Source organism: Arthrobacter sp. DMZ02-1R (assembly GCF_057747935.1).
Genome location: NZ_CM173230.1, coordinates 122274 through 137681 on the forward strand (window position 1 = coordinate 122274; position 15408 = coordinate 137681).

At 63.4% G+C, this 15408-nt stretch carries 16 protein-coding genes and 1 pseudogene; 6 read left to right on the top strand and 11 right to left on the bottom strand.

Annotated elements, in window-relative coordinates:
• Positions 1 to 86: 86 nt before the first annotated feature.
• On the bottom strand, positions 87 to 740 hold the full coding sequence (locus AC3ANQ_RS00535) for a hypothetical protein (RefSeq protein WP_488303308.1): 654 nt from the start codon (positions 738 to 740) through the stop codon (positions 87 to 89).
• A gap of 555 nt (positions 741 to 1295) precedes the next feature.
• On the opposite strand from AC3ANQ_RS00535, the gene AC3ANQ_RS00540 reads away from it, so the two are divergent.
• Positions 1296 to 2354 (top strand): iron ABC transporter substrate-binding protein, encoded by a 1059-nt coding sequence (locus tag AC3ANQ_RS00540; protein WP_488303309.1) that lies wholly within the window; start codon positions 1296 to 1298, stop codon positions 2352 to 2354.
• Between the two features lie 80 nt (positions 2355 to 2434).
• Here AC3ANQ_RS00540 and AC3ANQ_RS00545 read toward each other — a convergent pair whose 3' ends face one another.
• The 3 genes from AC3ANQ_RS00545 to AC3ANQ_RS00555 form a co-directional block, all read right to left on the bottom strand.
• Positions 2435 to 3208 (bottom strand): SDR family NAD(P)-dependent oxidoreductase, encoded by a 774-nt coding sequence (locus tag AC3ANQ_RS00545; RefSeq protein WP_488303310.1) that lies wholly within the window; start codon positions 3206 to 3208, stop codon positions 2435 to 2437.
• 28 nt (positions 3209 to 3236) lie between these two features.
• On the bottom strand, positions 3237 to 4589 hold the full coding sequence (locus tag AC3ANQ_RS00550; protein WP_488303311.1) for an MFS transporter: 1353 nt from the start codon (positions 4587 to 4589) through the stop codon (positions 3237 to 3239).
• A 206-nt stretch (positions 4590 to 4795) separates the two neighbouring features.
• Complete coding sequence (locus AC3ANQ_RS00555; protein WP_488303312.1) at positions 4796 to 5503, bottom strand: FadR/GntR family transcriptional regulator; 708 nt, start codon at positions 5501 to 5503, stop codon at positions 4796 to 4798.
• A gap of 229 nt (positions 5504 to 5732) precedes the next feature.
• Here AC3ANQ_RS00555 and AC3ANQ_RS00560 point away from each other — a divergent pair, with 229 nt between their 5' ends.
• Positions 5733 to 5936, top strand: a complete 204-nt coding sequence (locus tag AC3ANQ_RS00560) for a cold-shock protein (protein WP_035743560.1) — start codon at positions 5733 to 5735, stop codon at positions 5934 to 5936.
• 12 nt (positions 5937 to 5948) lie between these two features.
• On the opposite strand, the gene AC3ANQ_RS00565 is transcribed toward AC3ANQ_RS00560, so the two are convergent.
• From AC3ANQ_RS00565 to mscL, 4 genes are all read right to left on the bottom strand, one after another.
• Positions 5949 to 6305 carry an aspartate racemase/maleate isomerase family protein gene (locus tag AC3ANQ_RS00565; protein ID WP_488303313.1) on the bottom strand — a complete coding sequence of 119 codons (357 nt, stop codon included), beginning with the start codon at positions 6303 to 6305 and terminating at the stop codon, positions 5949 to 5951.
• A 212-nt stretch (positions 6306 to 6517) separates the two neighbouring features.
• The gene (locus AC3ANQ_RS00570) at positions 6518 to 7465 is read right to left on the bottom strand and encodes a proline dehydrogenase family protein (RefSeq protein ID WP_488303314.1); all 948 of its coding nucleotides are present in this window, start codon (positions 7463 to 7465) and stop codon (positions 6518 to 6520) included.
• A 50-nt stretch (positions 7466 to 7515) separates the two neighbouring features.
• Positions 7516 to 8391: an ACT domain-containing protein gene (locus AC3ANQ_RS00575; protein WP_488303315.1), complete on the bottom strand. Its 876-nt coding sequence runs from the start codon at positions 8389 to 8391 to the stop codon at positions 7516 to 7518.
• A gap of 117 nt (positions 8392 to 8508) precedes the next feature.
• On the bottom strand, positions 8509 to 8934 hold the full coding sequence (gene mscL, locus AC3ANQ_RS00580) for a large conductance mechanosensitive channel protein MscL (RefSeq protein WP_488303316.1): 426 nt from the start codon (positions 8932 to 8934) through the stop codon (positions 8509 to 8511).
• Between the two features lie 417 nt (positions 8935 to 9351).
• On the opposite strand from mscL, the gene AC3ANQ_RS00585 reads away from it, so the two are divergent.
• From AC3ANQ_RS00585 to AC3ANQ_RS00595, 3 genes are all read left to right on the top strand, one after another.
• Positions 9352 to 9825, top strand: a complete 474-nt coding sequence (locus tag AC3ANQ_RS00585; RefSeq protein ID WP_488303317.1) for a hypothetical protein — start codon at positions 9352 to 9354, stop codon at positions 9823 to 9825.
• Between the two features lie 52 nt (positions 9826 to 9877).
• Positions 9878 to 10630: an IclR family transcriptional regulator gene (locus AC3ANQ_RS00590; protein WP_488303318.1), complete on the top strand. Its 753-nt coding sequence runs from the start codon at positions 9878 to 9880 to the stop codon at positions 10628 to 10630.
• 114 nt (positions 10631 to 10744) lie between these two features.
• A complete protein-coding gene (locus tag AC3ANQ_RS00595) occupies positions 10745 to 11932 on the top strand; it encodes a 4-hydroxybenzoate 3-monooxygenase (protein WP_488303319.1) in 1188 nt (395 codons plus the stop codon).
• 143 nt (positions 11933 to 12075) lie between these two features.
• Here the strand turns inward: AC3ANQ_RS00595 and AC3ANQ_RS00600 are convergent, their stop codons facing one another.
• The 3 genes and pseudogenes from AC3ANQ_RS00600 to AC3ANQ_RS00610 all read right to left on the bottom strand — a co-directional run bounded on the left by AC3ANQ_RS00600 (position 12076) and on the right by AC3ANQ_RS00610 (position 13628).
• Positions 12076 to 12924, bottom strand: coding sequence for a recombinase family protein (locus AC3ANQ_RS00600; RefSeq protein WP_488303320.1), 849 nt, complete (start codon positions 12922 to 12924; stop codon positions 12076 to 12078).
• Positions 12905 to 13033 (bottom strand): annotated as a pseudogene (locus AC3ANQ_RS00605) (zinc finger domain-containing protein); the annotation flags it as partial. The pseudogene AC3ANQ_RS00605 and the gene AC3ANQ_RS00600, both read right to left, overlap by 20 nt.
• Positions 13034 to 13058: 25 nt before the next feature.
• Positions 13059 to 13628, bottom strand: coding sequence for a hypothetical protein (locus tag AC3ANQ_RS00610; RefSeq protein WP_488305410.1), 570 nt, complete (start codon positions 13626 to 13628; stop codon positions 13059 to 13061).
• Positions 13629 to 14041: 413 nt separating this feature from the next.
• Between AC3ANQ_RS00610 and AC3ANQ_RS00615 the strand changes: the two genes are divergently transcribed.
• Positions 14042 to 15403, top strand: coding sequence for an MFS transporter (locus AC3ANQ_RS00615; RefSeq protein ID WP_488303321.1), 1362 nt, complete (start codon positions 14042 to 14044; stop codon positions 15401 to 15403).
• Positions 15404 to 15408: the final 5 nt, after the last annotated feature.

Sequence of the window (15408 nt, forward strand, 5' to 3'; positions counted from 1 at the left end):
CGCGGGCGTGGTCGACGGCGAGATAGGTGTTCCACACGGAGGGCATCGCAGAACGCCTACCCGCCGGTAACCCACATTGAAGGAACTCAAGGCAAACTGTCAGAAACGTCGGGACGGTGGCCGGCCTGTTCGGGGTTGGGTTCAATCTCCACGTAGTAGATCGCCCCTGCACCAGGGGTGTGAAAGCGGTGTGTCGCGTGGCGGATTGGCCGGTAGTCGTGTCCGAAGGGGTCGCGCACAGTTGCCAGTTCAAGATGATCCAGCCCAGCGAGGAGGCCATCGACGTCCTTGAGCGTCGCCGGGTGCGTTTCTTCTCCCCCCACGTCCAATGCCCATGTTGAGTTGGCGGCTTGGATGGCGAGTTCAAGAGTTAAGGTTTCAAATATTCCAGCCACAAGGGCGTCCAAAGTGGTGGGGTAGAGGCGGAGCAATCGATGCGCCTGCGGGTCCCGGCGCCGGTCGGTCATCCATGCCTGGCGTAGCCAAGTGAATTCCACGCGGCCGAACGAGGAGCCCAGCCTGAGCTTTCGGTCCTTCTCCAACGTCAAGCGGAAGTCGTTGCCCGCGCGGTCGAGAATGCTTGCTGCTTCGTCAACGTACTCCATGTCTTCGAGCATCGTGGCCTCGGACGGGTAGTAGGTGAAATCACCCAGGTCATCGACCACGACGTAGTCTTGAGTGCGCCCGCCCGAAGGCTCGGCGTCGTGGGCCTTTCCTGTGTTGAGGTCAATCCGTTCCATGGTGAAGTCAGCTCCTACGGATGGTCGGCTCGAAGCCCGGATGGCGGGTGCTTCCGCTTTTCATCAGACCACCAAACGGGGCCGCCGTCATCGGTCTTAATGGTTTCCTTACGCCGACTGGCGGAGATTTAGCACGCCCTTAACCGGTGGAAACTGCGGTGGGACGATGGACGCATGGAGAATCGTGTCTACGGTTCCCGCGTTTACCGTGCAAGTACGCGGCTGGTGGTTATGGTGGTTCTGGGCGTGGCGGCCGGGCTTGCGGCAAGCCTTGCTGTCCTACCTTTTCGGAGTGGTAGTCCTCGCTACCACGATCAACCTTGTTTCCGGGCTGATCCACTGGCTGCCCACTGCGCTCCCTGATTGCGCGCTACCTGCACCTCTGTTGGGCAGCCATTCTGCCTGCCGTTTGTAACAGTCGACCTCAGTGCGTTCTGAATTACGCAACAATGGCATGTTGTTATTACAGTAAGGTTTGCCTTGCCTACTAAGGCGCTGCTCCCCAACTGCATCTCCTAACTGCCCCGGTCCCGGCCGGGACCTCGAAAGGCCCCCATGAAATTCGGCATCAAACCTGCTACGGCCCTTGCCGCCGCCACGGCCACGCTGCTGGCACTTTCGGCGTGCAGCGGTTCACCCACCGGTACCGCAACAGGTAGCTCCGCATCCGGTGCGGCGGGATCCGGCGACGGCATCGTCGTGTACAACGCGCAGCACGAAAACCTCACGGGCGCATGGGTGGACGCCTTCACCAAGGAAACGGGAATCAAGGTAACGCTCCGCAATGGCGACGATCTTGAAATGAGCAACCAGCTCTCCGAGGAGGGCAAGAACTCTCCTGCGGACGTCTTCCTCACGGAAAACTCCCCGGCCATGGTCCGCATCGCTAGTGCCGGCCTGCTCGCACCGGTAGATCAAGCAACCCTCAGCCAGGTCCCCTCGCAGTACCGGCCCTCCACTGGCGACTGGACGGGCATCGCCGCCCGCTCCACCGTGCTGGCATACAACAAGGGCAAGCTCACTGCAGACAAGCTCCCCAAGTCCTTGATGGACCTCGCCGACCCCGCTTGGAAGGGCCGAATCGGAGCGTCCACCGGCGGAGCGGATTTCCAGGCCATCGTCAGCGCGATGCTCGCGCTCAAGGGAGAAGACGCAACCCAGAAATGGCTGGAGGCTGCGAAAAGCAACTTCAAGTCCTACAAGGACGACACTCCGGTGCTCGCGGCTGTGAACGCCGGTGAGGTCGACGCGGGAGTCCTGTACCACTATTACTCTTTCGTGGACCAGGCCCAGACTGGAGAGAACAGCAAGAACGTTGATCTCCAATACTTCAAGAACCAGGACCCCGGCGCGTTCGTCAGCGTCTCCGGCGGCGCCGTCCTGGCTTCGAGCAAGAAGCAGGCCCAGGCCCAGCAGTTCCTGAAGTTCATCACGGGCAAAGCGGGCCAGCAGGTCCTCCAGAACGGTGACTCCTTTGAGTACACCGTTGGCTCCGACGTACCGGCCAACTCCAAGCTTGTGCCCCTCAAGGATCTCCAGGCACCTTCGGTAGACCCCGCCAAGCTCAACAGCGAGAAGGTCACCGAGCTGATGACCAAGGTGGGGCTTCTCTAGGCCCTGCGGACGCCAAGGCCATCAACTCCAGTTGGTGGCCTTGGCGTCCCTCATAGGCTTCTCTTGGGGTTTCTGAGCGGTCAGGAGACCTGGAGCCCGCCGTTGATGTCGTACGTTGCTGCGGTGATGTAGCCAGCGTCCTCGCCGAGGAGGAAGCTCATCAGCGCGGCTACCTCGTCGCGGGTGCCCACTCTGCCCATCATGATGCCTTGGGACATTTCGGCTTTGCGTTCCTCGGTGAGGGTGCCGCCCATGATGTCGGTGTCGATGGGGCCGGGCGCGACGCAGTTGACGGTGATGCCGTGTTCGCCGACTTCGCGGGCCAGGGCGCGGGTGAAGCCGATGACGCCTCCCTTGGATGCGCTGTAGGCGACCTTGGAGAATGTGCCGCCGCCGCGCTGGGCGGAGATGGAGGAGATGCTGACGATGCGCCCGACCTTGCGTTCGATCATGCCCTTGAGTACGGCCTGGCTTACCAGGAACGTGCCGCGCATATTGATGTCGAACACTCGGTCCCATCCTTCGACGGTCTCTTCCATGAACGGGGTGGGGTTGCTGATACCGGCGATGTTGGCCAGCCCGACGATCGGCGGCAGCTCCGCCTCCACCTGGGCGATTGCGGTGTCCACCGAGTTCTTGTCGGAGACGTCGGCGCCCAGGCCGATCGTCTGGACGCCGTGCTTTGCGGCGATCTCGTCGGCTGCTGCCTTGGCATCGACGCCGTTGATGTCCAGGATGGCCACGGCCCAGCCTTCGCTGGCCATGCGGTCTGCGGCGGCGCGGCCGATGCCACGGATCGATGCGGCTCCGGTGAGCACAACTGTGCGGGCAGTGGGGAAATTGGTGGAGGTCATTGCCTTTGTTTCCTTCGGTAGTGCGGGATCAGGGGGCGTCGGAAGGTTCGGTTGTTTGGGCAAGCGTGGCGTCGCCTTCGGGGCGTTTGCGTGCGTAAAGGTAGGTGGCTATGCCCGTGGCGGCCAGGCAGAGGGAGAGGAAGACGAGGCCGCTCTGGTTGTTGCCGGTGGCGTCCTTCAAGAGGCCCACCGCGTAGGGGGCCACGAAGCCGCCGAGGTTGCCCAGCGAGTTGATCAGGGCAAGGCCTGAGGCTGCCGCAGCGCCGGTGAGCGCAGCCGAGGGCATGGACAGGAAGGGTGCGATGGCCCCGTAGATGCCCATGGCCGAGGCAATGAGGCCCACCATTGCCAGGAATGGGTTGACCGGGAGCAGGAAGCCGGCTGCAAGCAGGCCCGCGCCGGCGAGAATCATGCTGACGGCGGTGTGCCATGCGCGCTTGCCGGTCTTGTCCGCGCGCTTGCTCCACCAGTACACGAACACCGCGGCGATGGCGTACGGAATGAAGACGATAAATCCGATTTCCGTCGTCGAGAACTTGCCAAGCGCCGAGACGATGGTGGGCATCCAGAGGCCCAGTCCGTAAATGCCACAGACGAGGCCAAAGTACAGGCCGGAGTACGCCAGGGTGCGCTTGTCTTTGAGTCCGGCCAGGAAGTTGTGGTGTCCGGACTTCGATTTGAGGGCAAGTTCCGCGTCCATGGTGTTGGCGAGCCATTCGCGCTCGTCGTTTTTGAGCCATTTGGCGTCGCGAGGCCGGTCTGTCATGAGAATCGGGGTAAGAAGGCCCAGCAGGACCGCGGGGACGCCCTCAAGGATGTATAGCCACTGCCAGCCGTGAAGGCCCATGACACCGTCCATTTGCAGCAGCAAGCCGGACACGGGAGCGCCGAGTGCGTTCGACAATGGCTGCGCGAGGATGAAGATCCCCAGCACGGTAACGCGCTGCGCAGCGGGGAACCATAGTGTCAGGTAGAACAAGATTGCGGGGAAGAATCCGGCCTCGGCCGCTCCAAGGAGGAAACGGAGGATGTTGTAGCTGGATTCGCCGTTCACCAGGGCCATGGCGGCGGCGAGCAGGCCCCAGGTGATGAGGATCCTGGCCAGCCATTTACGCGCTCCGAATCGGTACATGCCCGCATTGCTTGGAACTTCGAGCAGTGCGTATCCGAGGAAGAAGATACCGGCGCCGAGTCCGTAGGCGGCGGCGTTGAGGACGATGTCCGCGCTCATGGTCAGCTTGGCGAAACCTACATTGTTCCTGTCCAGGTACGCGACGAAGTACAGCAGCACGATGAGGGGCATGATGCGGCGGCGCACCTTGCGCAGCGTGTGTTCACCGAGTTCACCAAGGGCGGGGGAGCGCATCGTGAGGGAAGTCATCTTTGACCTTCTGTCTGTCGGATCCGCATCGGCAACTGCGCTCAGCGGGGAATCCAGGGGATGTGGGAGAGTCATTCGATCTATTTCAGTCAGATGTCAGACATCTGATATGGCGAAAATCATACGATGCCGCGAGCAGGGGGTCAATAGTCGGATCGAAATACAGTTTTCGCGTGGCGGCCCGGAATGCGGAGCTACTGCCCGCGTCAGAGCTTGGTGCCGTGCACGTAGCGTTCGTAGTCTTCGTACGTCTGGTCCATGTGCTCGTCCATGACGCGCCGTGAGAGTTCGGCGTCGCCGGTGAGGATGCTATCCAGCACGCGCTGGTGGTAGTCGATGGCGTGGAGCTGGATCTCAGGGACGGCGGAGGTTTCCCGTCGGGCCGCGTACAGAAGCTGGCCTAGCTGGGCGAAGAGTGCCCGGACAAAAGGATTGCCGGAAGCCTTGAGTACGGCGTCGTGGAATCCGATGTCGGCTGCCACGAAGCGGTCCAGGTCACCTGCGGCGTGGGAGGTTTTCATGTCGGCGATGCACTGCCGCATCCGGTCCGCGTCTTCCGAGGAATGTCGCGTCGCTGCGAGGCCCGCCGCGCCGGTCTCCACCATCCGGCGCACCTCGATGAGGCCCACCGACACCTGGTCCGCGCCGCTCCCGTGGGAGGCGGCCTTGAAAATCGCGCCGAGCCCCGTCCAGGCATCGGCCGGGTTCACGAACGTGCCGCGGCCGGCCTTCACGTACAGGATGTTTTGTGCCCGCAGCGCCTTGAGTGCCTCACGCACAGTGAGTCGGCTGACCCCATAGGCGGCGGCGATCTCCAGCTCGCTGGGGATCGCATCGTGGGGGCCGAGTTTCCCCTCAAGGATGTCATCGAGCAGCCCGTCGACAACATCGTCAACAAGTGTCTTGCGGCCCAATGAGCATCCCGCCTTCGTTCGGTCCCGAAGACCAACATTACAGACAAGGCCTTCTCAGCGCCGGGGGAAGGGTCAACCTCAAGATTCGGCGCGCCCGGGAATACCGAGACCCCCGAAGATCCTTGCGCCCCCGAACCCCGCACCGTAGGTTTGAGGAAGCGGACGTATGCGTCCGGGGGCATCGGGGTTGAAGCCGATGGTCAGTCAGATTCAGAGAAGGAACATGGCCGTGGCAACAGGTATTGTCAAATGGTTCAACGCCGAGAAGGGTTTCGGCTTCATTGCCCCCGACGACGGTTCGGCGGACGTCTTTGCCCACTACTCGGCGATCGCCTCGAGTGGGTACAGATCACTGGACGAGAATCAGCGGGTCCAGTTCGACGTCGTGCAGGGCCCGAAAGGCCCCCAGGCGGAGAACATTCAACCCCTGTGAAGCTAGGGCACTTTACCTAGGGAGTTCTGCCAGCAGCCGGCCCCACCTCGGCGCAAGCAAGGGGGCTCCTGCAAGCTTGAGGCAGTGCCGCAACGTTACCGCTACGGAATCCAGCACCGGCACTCCGGTGGTTTCCTCGACCTCCGCGGTGATGTTGGCTCCGTAAAGGTTTGTGCACAAGTAGATGAGCGCATCCGGGTTCGAGGCAGCAAGTTCCAAGGACCCGGGCAGCATCTCCGCGTCCGTGACCCGCGCGAAGGATTCGTTGTTGCTCAAGTCCAGGTGGCGGTGATCCACCGTCTTGATTCCTTCGCGCGCGTAGGACTCAATGGCGGCTTGATTGGCGTCCCCGGTGTAGGGCGTGAACATGCCGATCCGCACCGAGGCCTGACCGGGTGCAGGTGGGATACCGGAGCGTGCCAGGTGAGACGCGCTTGCCGACGCCCTGCCTGCCTGCCGACGCGCTGCCTGCCGACGACGCGCAAAGAGCTGTGGGATGCGGAGAAAGACCGGCGACGAGGGAATACCTGTGTCTCCCCGGAATTTCCGTCTCACCAGATCTTCGGGGCGTCGGGGAAGGCTTAGCTCGGGTTGAGGTCGGCGAGAGCCGTCAGGGCTCGTTCAGGATGTTCCGCGATGCGGTTGAGGACGTACAACCACCACTCGCCACCGAAGATGACGTACTCGCGCGTCCGGTAGCCGTCCCTGTGGAGCTGGTCGAGAAGGTCAGTCCCCAGCCCCAGGAGCATCTCGAATTCGATCGCGTCGGACTTCAGTGCCTCGCCGTGCCTGTCAATGAGCGTGTTGACGAGCGTGTCGTCGTGGGTTGCGAGGGACAGCGGCTGGCCGGAGAGGATGAGCTGGCTCGCCAGGTCCAGGTAGGCGGCAGTCAGTTCGACGCTGTTGCGGGGGTAGGCGACGGACTCGGGTTCAAGGAACGCGCCTTTGACCAGCCGAACGGTCCCCGGGTGGCGCAGGACCCGCTCGAGATCGCCGGGGGTTCGGTGCAGGCGCGCTTGGAGTGTGATGCCGACGCGAGGAATCTCAGCCGCGAGCTCGTCATACAGGTCGAGGACCAGATCGGTACGGTCTGATCCTTCGGCCGAGATCATCAATCCTGTTCCGAACGGTTCAGTTATTGTGGCGAGCCGGCGTACATGGTCCATGGCCAGATCACGGTGCACGAGTGCGCCCAAGTGGGAGAGGTCAAAAGAAATGGTGCTCGGCAGGCCGGAACTCCCGAGGGCGGCTCCCAAATCGAGGAACACCCCGGCTTCCGAGCGTGCGAGGTCAGCGTCGCGCACGCTCTCGCCAGCGTATTCGATGCTGGCGGCGTGTCCGCGGGCAACTGCCGCTGCGGCCACCTCGATGGCGTCGGCGGCAGTGTCCCCGGCCGAGTATCGCCGTGCCACGCGCGAAGCCATCGTCGCCAGGCCTGGAGAGGACATGACATGTTGCTTCAGGGCTTCATCCAATGCCCACGCCCGGAGGGTGTCGGCAGCGCGCTCGAGATCAATCTTGGTAGTCACCCGACTAATGTCTCATGTCCGCGACGCCCATCCCGGCACCGCCCCTCCAGTCAAGGTCCAGGCTCAGCCCGGTCTTTGGATTCGGTGCTCCGCGTGTGCGCCAGGATTTCCGCCAGCTCGGCCAAGCGATGGGCACGGGCCGATTCCGCCGGTGTGAACGGCTCACCCGGCCGGGAAAACAGGAGCGGTCCATGCCACGCGGTGGGAATCTTGAGGAGCGTCGTGGAAGGCCCGACGGCGGAGCCCGCCTCGGCTGCCGAACCTTCGGGTTCCGGGGTGACGATTTTCGCCGAGAGAAGTTCCGCGACCGCGAGGGACAATTCGTCCGGGTTATCGGCGATCCGGGCGGCGAGGCTCAGGGCCTTGGTCTGGCCGTCCGCCATGGCGAGTGCAGTGGTGGGCCACACGTGCGAATCCCGGCCGCCGCCGTCGTCGAGCGCTGTCAGCAGATCCTGCTCGCGGAGGTGACCCGGTGCGGAAAGTACGAATTCGTCCATGACGCCGTCGTCCACCGGGTGGACGTGGATGCTGAGGATGTTGATGTCTGTCCGGGCCAGGGACTGGGTAATCCGTTGGAGGGAGCCGGGCTGGTCACGGAGGACGGTCCTCGCCCGCCAAAGCGCCGGGGCGGAGTTGAGTTTCCGGCGGTGGCGGAGGGCCGGGGCATGGATCCAGCGCCGCAAGACCTTGGCTGCCGAGGGTTCGGCTACCCAGATCACCAGCACTGTGGCGGTAACGGTCAGGAGGAGCACCTTGGCCAGGTAAGGCAGGTGCGTTTCAACCACAATGGCGTGCACAAGAAGTTCGATCGGGAGCATCACGGCGATTTGGGCCACTGTCACCCGGGCCTTCGGAGCCTCGGGCATCTGGCCGCATACCTCGCAGGAGAGCTCTGCGGTAGCGGGAGTCCTCGTGTTGGGCTTCATGCCACCCATCGTGCCCGAACCCTGTTTCAGGCGGATTGCGCCTGCGTCACGATCTTATACAACGCTAATGCGGGCCAGTTCAGCGCGCTGGACGTGCTGAACTGACCGGTGAAGGACTTAGCGGGAGGTTTCCTTGGCGGATGCCGCAAGCTCGGTCAAGAGATCACGGATTTCAACCAGGAGGGCGGTGTCAGCCGGCAGCGGCTCGTCCTCAGGCTCTTCGATGGACGCCCGGCGCTTGGTCAGCTCGTTGATCCTATTCATGGGCGCAACGAAGATGAAGTAAACCACGGCGGCCGTGATCAGGAAGGTCACGAACGCGGTGATGACAGCGCCGAAGTTGACGAAGGTCTTCGCGTTGTCCGGCCAGATGGAGAAGCCCAGTCCCTGCGCGTTGACTCCGCCGGCCGCGGCGATGATTGGGTTGACGATGTTGGTTGTGAACGCTGCGACCAGGGCTGTGAACGCGGTGCCGATGACGACTGCAATGGACAGTTCGATGATGTTGCCGCGAAGAACGAAGTCCTTGAAACCTTTGAGCATGGAATATCCTCCGGTGAATCGGTACATGTGAATCGGTACATGTGAATCGGTACATGTGAATAGGTGCTTGTGAATCGGTACATGGGGATGCGGCCGGCGTGAGGCCTGCCCGGCAATGAACAACCGGAATGACACTATCAATCGAAGGTGGCCCGGAGTCACACCCCGCGCCCGCACTCACCGGTCAACGGTATCCAACCCGGCCGGCAAGTGCCGCCCGACGTGCGTGGTCCCGGCCCTGAAGCACACGACGGCGGGCTGGCCGCGGGGCTGCAGAATTCGCAAGGCTGATGCTGAGGAGGTCCCCTTCGAAAACAAGCCCGGTTTCAGTTAGGCGTTTCCGATTGAGCCGCCGTGTGGGACCTTAGGTAAGGGGACTTATCATTTCCACATGCCCATCAGCATCGGATCCGGCGAATGGGCATCACTTCCCACATCAGGGTGGGCTTTTCCCGCGCCGCGCTTGTGGAATCGCAGGCCTTGGCGGGACTCCGTAACGACCTCAACTCGATCGACGGCGGGGCCACGGAAGTGGGACTCGCCACCGGATCCGGAGTTTCACTGGAATTCATGGACCGGCCTGCCGCCCTTCCCGTTGAGCCCGCCGAGGGGTCGAAATTTGTCGAGATCACCGGCGAGTTCGCCGCCTCGATCGATGCCGGGGGATTCCAACCGCTGGACAAATACTCCGACGACGAACTTCTCGCCGCCAGCGATTTCGCTTTTGGGATGCTGGACCAGCCCACCACCTATGCAGGCCCGGAGTTGCTGGCGCACTACGACGCGATTGGCATGGAAATCTCGCGGCGGAAAACCCAGGATGCCGAGGCGGATCCCGTTGAGAAGACCCTTACGGAAAGCGCTCCCGCCACTCCGGCCGAGCCTGTGTAAAATGGAGCGTTGGACCATTCAATGGAATCCATAGGAAGGTGGGAAGCGTCCCGTGGCCAACTCCGCGTCCGGCGATTCCGTGGTGGACCGCATCGTCCGGATCATTGAAGCTTTCCCGGAAGGTTCCACGTCCCTGCAGCTTTCCGAACTCGCGGACACTGCCGGCTTGCCGCTCTCAACCGCCCATCGCTTGGTCCGGCAACTCGCCGATCACGGGCTCCTGGAGCTGGCCGCTGGCGGAAATGTCCGGCTGGGCCTGCGGTTGTGGGAACTCGTCAACCGCAATTCACCCACCCTGGCCCTTCGGCAAGCCGCCTTGCCGTTCATGGAGGACATCCAGCAGGTCCTGAACCAAAACGTGAACCTCGCCGTGCTGGACGGCTGGGAGGCGTTGTTCGTTGAGCGACTGTCCCGCCGGGGATCCGTGGCCAACCGCGCCCGTGTGGCAGGCCGCATGCCCGTTCACATCTCCTCGGCCGGGCTCGCGCTGATGGCGAACCAGCCACGCGAGCAACAGGCTGAGTACCTCGAACAGTTCAGCGACCCTGCCGGAAAGGTGACGGCCGACGTCGTCCGTCACCTTTTGGCCGAAACCGCCCAGCAGGGGTACGCGCAGCTCGCCGGCGTGGTGGATCCGGACACGTGGGGCATCGCGGTGCCGGTCATGGACGGTAAGCGGCGCACAGTGGCTGCGCTCGGCGTCGTGGTTCCGCTCGCTGAGGTGCGCCTGCAGGCGCTGGCCCCGGCGCTGCAGACCGCGGCTCGCGGCATCGGGCGGCAGCTCGGGGAGCAGCGAAAAGCCTAGTGAACTTCCGTTGAACGGAATTTGCCTAACACCGACCATGCGGTGGGGGTCACACTGATCAGCAGAACCCACCGCAGCCCTCCAGCAGCGGTTGCGCAATGAAGCGAGGAATACATGGCACGCAAGATCATCACCACCCAAGTGGCCATCATGGGCGCGGGCCCGGCGGGCCTCATGCTCTCCCACCTGCTGGCCAAGTCGGGGATCGAATCCACCGTCATCGAGGTCCGCAGCCACCAGCAGATCGCCGGAACAGTCCGTGCGGGCATCCTGGAACACGGCTCCGTGAACCTGCTCGTGGAAAGCGGTGCTTCCGACCGCGTGCTCCGCGACGGCGACAGGCACGACGGCATTGAACTGCGGTTCAACGGGGAAAGCCACCGCATCGACTTCAAGGAACTCGTGGGGGAATCGGTCTGGCTATACCCGCAGACCGACGTGTTTCTCGACCTCGCCGCACGGCGAAAGGACGACGGCGGCGACGTCCGCTACAGCGTCACGGACACCACCATCCACGACCTCGAAGGCAAGCCGAAAGTCTGGTTCACCGACTCAGCGGGTCAGGAATTCGAGATCCGGGCGGACTTCCTGGTGGGTGCCGATGGATCCCGAAGCCACTGCCGCTTCCAGATCCCGGAAGCGAACCGTAAGTGGTACTTCCACGAATATCCGTTCGCCTGGTTCGGCATCCTGGCCCGGGCACCGCGCAGTTCAGACGAACTGATCTACGCCAATTCCGAGAACGGCTTCGCCCTGATCAGCCAGCGCACGGAGAATCTGCAGCGCATGTACTTCCAGTGCGATCCCAAGGAAAACGTGGCCGATTGGGACGACGAGCGCATCTGGTCCGAATTCCGCAGGCGCGTCAACGGAAACGGCTTTGAGCTCAAGGAGGGGCCGGTCCTCGAAAAGATGGTCCTGCCGTTCCGCAGCTTCGTCCACACCCCCATGCGCCACGGGAACCTGTTCCTTGCCGGCGACGCCGCCCACACCGTCCCGCCGACTGGTGCCAAGGGGTTGAACCTGGCTCTCCACGACGTCAAGGTGCTCTTCGAAGGCCTGGAGTCCTTCTACTCGAACGGCTCCAACGCGCTTCTCGATTCATATAGCGACCGTGCCTTGGAACGCGTCTGGAAGGCCCAGCACTTCTCCTACTGGATGACTTCCATGCTGCACACTGTTCCCGGTTCGGACGATTTCGGCAGGGCGCGCCAGCTCGGCGAGCTCCACTCCGTGGTCTCGTCCCGGCACGGCCGGGCGTACTTGGCGGAGTCGTACACGGGCTGGCCGGGGGCGAAGTAGCCCCGTGGATCGACGTGCGGCTTGGCGACACCCCGAATGCTTGGCGCCGCGGGAATTCGGGGTCCCCGTAGCATCCGGGAAAAATCGGGCGGATATGAATGTGGCTGACCATGGCAACCAGGCCCACGCCCCGCACTGCCGCGTCAGGTGCTCGGCTGGAGCGTGGCGAAGTCGGCGTGGGCCTGGTCGACGGCTTCGGGGTGGGCCTGGCGTTTCTCGTGTTCGGTGAGCGCCCGGTAGATGCTGGCCAGGCTGGGGTTGCGGCCTTTGCGTTTGCCGGTGGGGATGATCAGGTCGGGCCGGATGTCGTGGAGGGACTCGCCGTTCTTGTGGCGGCGCAGCACGGTGTGCAGCATGTCGTTGGTGATGACCGGTGGGCGTCCGCCGTGGTTTCCCTTGCGGGCGGCTGCGTTGAGGCCTTCGAGGGTGGCTTCGCGGATGTTCTCGCGTTCGGTTTCGGCCATCGCGGCGAAGAACGCGAACAGCACCCGGCCGGTGCCGGTCGGGTCGTAGATCCCGGTGAGCGGCCCCGCGAGCATTTCCAGGGCGATGCCGTGTGCGGTGAGGTGGTCGGCCAGCGCGGTGAGCTCGGCGGAATCCCGGCCGAGCCGTTTCATCTCGTAGACGGTGAAGATGACACGGCAGTGCGGGGCGTGGGCCTTGATCTGCCGGGCTGCCTCAAGTGCGGCTTCGAACCGCGGACGGACCCGCATGCGGCTGGAGACCTTCTCGGAGAAGATCTTTTCGCGCGGGATGCCGTGCGCGGCGGGGGCGTCCAGCTGGGACTGGAGTTCCTGGGTCAGGTGGGAGCAGCGGGCGTACCCGACGCGGATGTCCGCGCTCGGCGTGTCTGCGGGGATTGGCGCCGGCGGCGGGGTGCCCGGCCGCCAGGGGGCCGGGTCCGCGGCCGGCCGGGGTCGGCACGCGCAGCTCTTTCGCCAGGCGGGGGACTTTGGTGAACCGGCCGGTGTGGTAGGTCGAGGCGACGGCACCGGAGCGGGACCGGCAGGGTGAGCCCGGCTGGACGTCGCAGCGGGGGCACGTGTTCCGCTCGACCTCATCGGCGTCGGATGGGGCGGTGGTTTCGGGCTCGCTCCTCATCCCGAAATCCTCTCACAAACATTTCTTACAAGTCGGCCCGGCCTTCTTTGAGTGAGAATGGGTTTTGAGAAGAAATCCGGCCTTCGCGGGTCCGCCGGCCCGCATCGTCGATTGCTTTCTCAAAATCGGGCGTTTGTGGGAAGGCGTCGGCGCTGTCCTCTTGCAGAAGTGCCCGCCCGCTTTGAATCGTTTCCTCGCCTACCTGATGAATCGGTGACGGAGCGCGCCTTTGCTTGGGTCCCCCGGTCGAAGTCCAGTCCTGGAGGTCCCCAATTGAGTTGGCACAATCATCGCCGTCGTTCCGGTACTGGCGTGCCGCTTCTTGATCAGTTAAGGAGAGGACAGTTCGAGTCTCTTTGGCCACGCCGACCTTGCTCTGTCCGGCAAGAAAGCGCTGCCCAGGATCGAGTTTGAACTCGAACGAGAACAAGCGCGGGGTTGGCTTGGTCACTAGCGTCGCCCCTCCGCGAACGCTCCACCGCTCATATATCCGACCGATCACTTTCGTGCGTACCCCCAGCCGCGTCGGTAAAACCTTGGCCTGGACGGCGGTGAACCTGAGCAGCAGGACGCGTTCCGGGTTGAGGATAGGCATGGGAAGCCCTACCTCTGCGAGGAAGCGGCCGCCCGCTTGGCCCTGTCTCACCGTAGTTGGCAGCGCGAGTGCCGACTCGCCTTGCGCTCACTGGCCAGACAGGCCTCGTGACCGCCGATCTGCCTACGGAATTGCCAACTCAAGTGAGCCGGCCGCGGGACGATCTGTCTCACTCGAGTTGGCAAAACCCCACGTCGGCGTTGCCAACTTCACTGAGACCGGACAGTTGCGGGACGAGCCGATTTGGGCAGGCGCTCTGCCGGCGACAATAAATGTGACCCTTGACACTCTCTCGAATTCTCCTTAGTGTGATTATCGACACGCGTCGACGAAGCGCGTCGATGATGCGGGCAACGTTGCCGCGCTGGTCCGGCGGATGGTCTCCGGCCCTTGACAGTAAGAAGGAAACGCCTATGAGTTCGGCGAAGCAGTCCAGCATGCAGCAAACGGCGGGCGTCCGGCAGAAGCCGTTGATGAACATGCGGCAGATCCTGCTGATGAATGTCGGGTTCTTCGGGATCCAGTACAGCTTCGGGATGCAACAGACCGCGATTAACCCGGTCTACGAGTTCCTCGGCGCCAATCCCAGTGACCTGCCCATCCTCAACCTTGCCGGGCCGATCACCGGCCTCCTCATCCAGCCCCTCATCGGGGCCCTCTCCGACCGCACCTGGAGCCCTCGGTGGGGCCGCCGCAAGCCGTTCTTCCTCATCGGCGCCATCGGCTGCGCCCTCTGCCTGTTCCTGTTCCCCTTCGTCACCGCGATCTGGATGGCGGTGATGTTGCTCTGGCTCCTGGATGCCAGCAACAACACGGCCATGGAGCCCTACCGCGCCTTCATCGCCGACAAACTGCCGCCGTCCCAGCTCGGTAAGGGCTTTCTCGCCCAGGCGTTCTTCACCGGCCTTGGCATCACGATCGCGAATATCTCGCTGTTCGTCTTCCAGAAGCTAATCTCCGGCGCCACGGACGCCGGTATCCCGTACTGGGTGCTCGGGTCCTTCATGCTCGGCGCTGTCTGCTCGATCGGTTCGGTCCTCGTCTCAGTCCTGACCACGAAGGAGATCCCGCCATCGCCGGAGGAGCTCGCCGTTCTCCGCGCGAAAAAGGGTGGCCTCGTCCCTGCGGTGAAGGAAATCGGCGGGGCGATCCGCGAGATGCCGCTCCAGCTGCGCAAGCTGAGCGTGGTCTACCTCTTCCAGTGGTACGGCATGGTCTGCTACTGGCAGTTCATCGCTTTGTCCATCGCGAGGTCCACGAACCAGAGCAACGAGGACGCCGTCGCCTGGACCGGCCTGGTCAACGGCTGGTACAACATCGTCACGTTCAGCGTCGCCTTCGCGCTGGTGGCCTACGCGCGCAAACGCGGCGCCAAGGTCGTCCACTGCGTTTGCCTGCTACTGGCCGCGGTCGGGTTGGCGATCTTCCCGTTCATCGGGAACAAGTACCTGCTCTTCATCCCGATCATCGGCCTCGGCATCGCTTGGGCCTCGATCATGGGCGTGCCCTACATCATGGCCGTCCGGATGATCCCCTCCACCCGGTACGGCGTCTACATGGGCATCATCAACATGATGATCGTCGTCCCGATGCTGATCCAGTCGGTGACCTTCGGCTGGATTTACGAGCATCTGTTGGGATCCAACCCCAACTACGCGATCGTGTTCGCCGGCGTGCTCCTCGGTCTGGCCGGGCTCACCATGCTCTGGATCAAGGAACCGCCGATCGTCCGCGACGTCGATGAAGTCAACTACATGCCGTCGGCCGGACACTGAGGAGA

Bases quoted from the DNA above. Each gene is read 5' to 3' on its own strand.
- AC3ANQ_RS00585 (WP_488303317.1), top strand. From the start codon at position 9,352: ATGGGCATCACTTCCCACATCAGGGTGGGCTTTTCCCGCGCCGCGCTT.
- AC3ANQ_RS00535 (WP_488303308.1), bottom strand. From the start codon at position 740: ATGGAACGGATTGACCTCAACACAGGAAAGGCCCACGACGCCGAGCCT.
- AC3ANQ_RS00595 (WP_488303319.1), top strand. From the start codon at position 10,745: ATGGCACGCAAGATCATCACCACCCAAGTGGCCATCATGGGCGCGGGC.
- mscL (WP_488303316.1), bottom strand. From the start codon at position 8,934: ATGCTCAAAGGTTTCAAGGACTTCGTTCTTCGCGGCAACATCATCGAA.
- AC3ANQ_RS00540 (WP_488303309.1), top strand. From the start codon at position 1,296: ATGAAATTCGGCATCAAACCTGCTACGGCCCTTGCCGCCGCCACGGCC.
- AC3ANQ_RS00610 (WP_488305410.1), bottom strand. From the start codon at position 13,628: ATGCCTATCCTCAACCCGGAACGCGTCCTGCTGCTCAGGTTCACCGCC.
- AC3ANQ_RS00565 (WP_488303313.1), bottom strand. From the start codon at position 6,305: ATGTTCACGCCCTACACCGGGGACGCCAATCAAGCCGCCATTGAGTCC.
- AC3ANQ_RS00575 (WP_488303315.1), bottom strand. From the start codon at position 8,391: ATGAAGCCCAACACGAGGACTCCCGCTACCGCAGAGCTCTCCTGCGAG.
- AC3ANQ_RS00545 (WP_488303310.1), bottom strand. From the start codon at position 3,208: ATGACCTCCACCAATTTCCCCACTGCCCGCACAGTTGTGCTCACCGGA.
- AC3ANQ_RS00550 (WP_488303311.1), bottom strand. From the start codon at position 4,589: ATGACTTCCCTCACGATGCGCTCCCCCGCCCTTGGTGAACTCGGTGAA.
- AC3ANQ_RS00615 (WP_488303321.1), top strand. From the start codon at position 14,042: ATGAGTTCGGCGAAGCAGTCCAGCATGCAGCAAACGGCGGGCGTCCGG.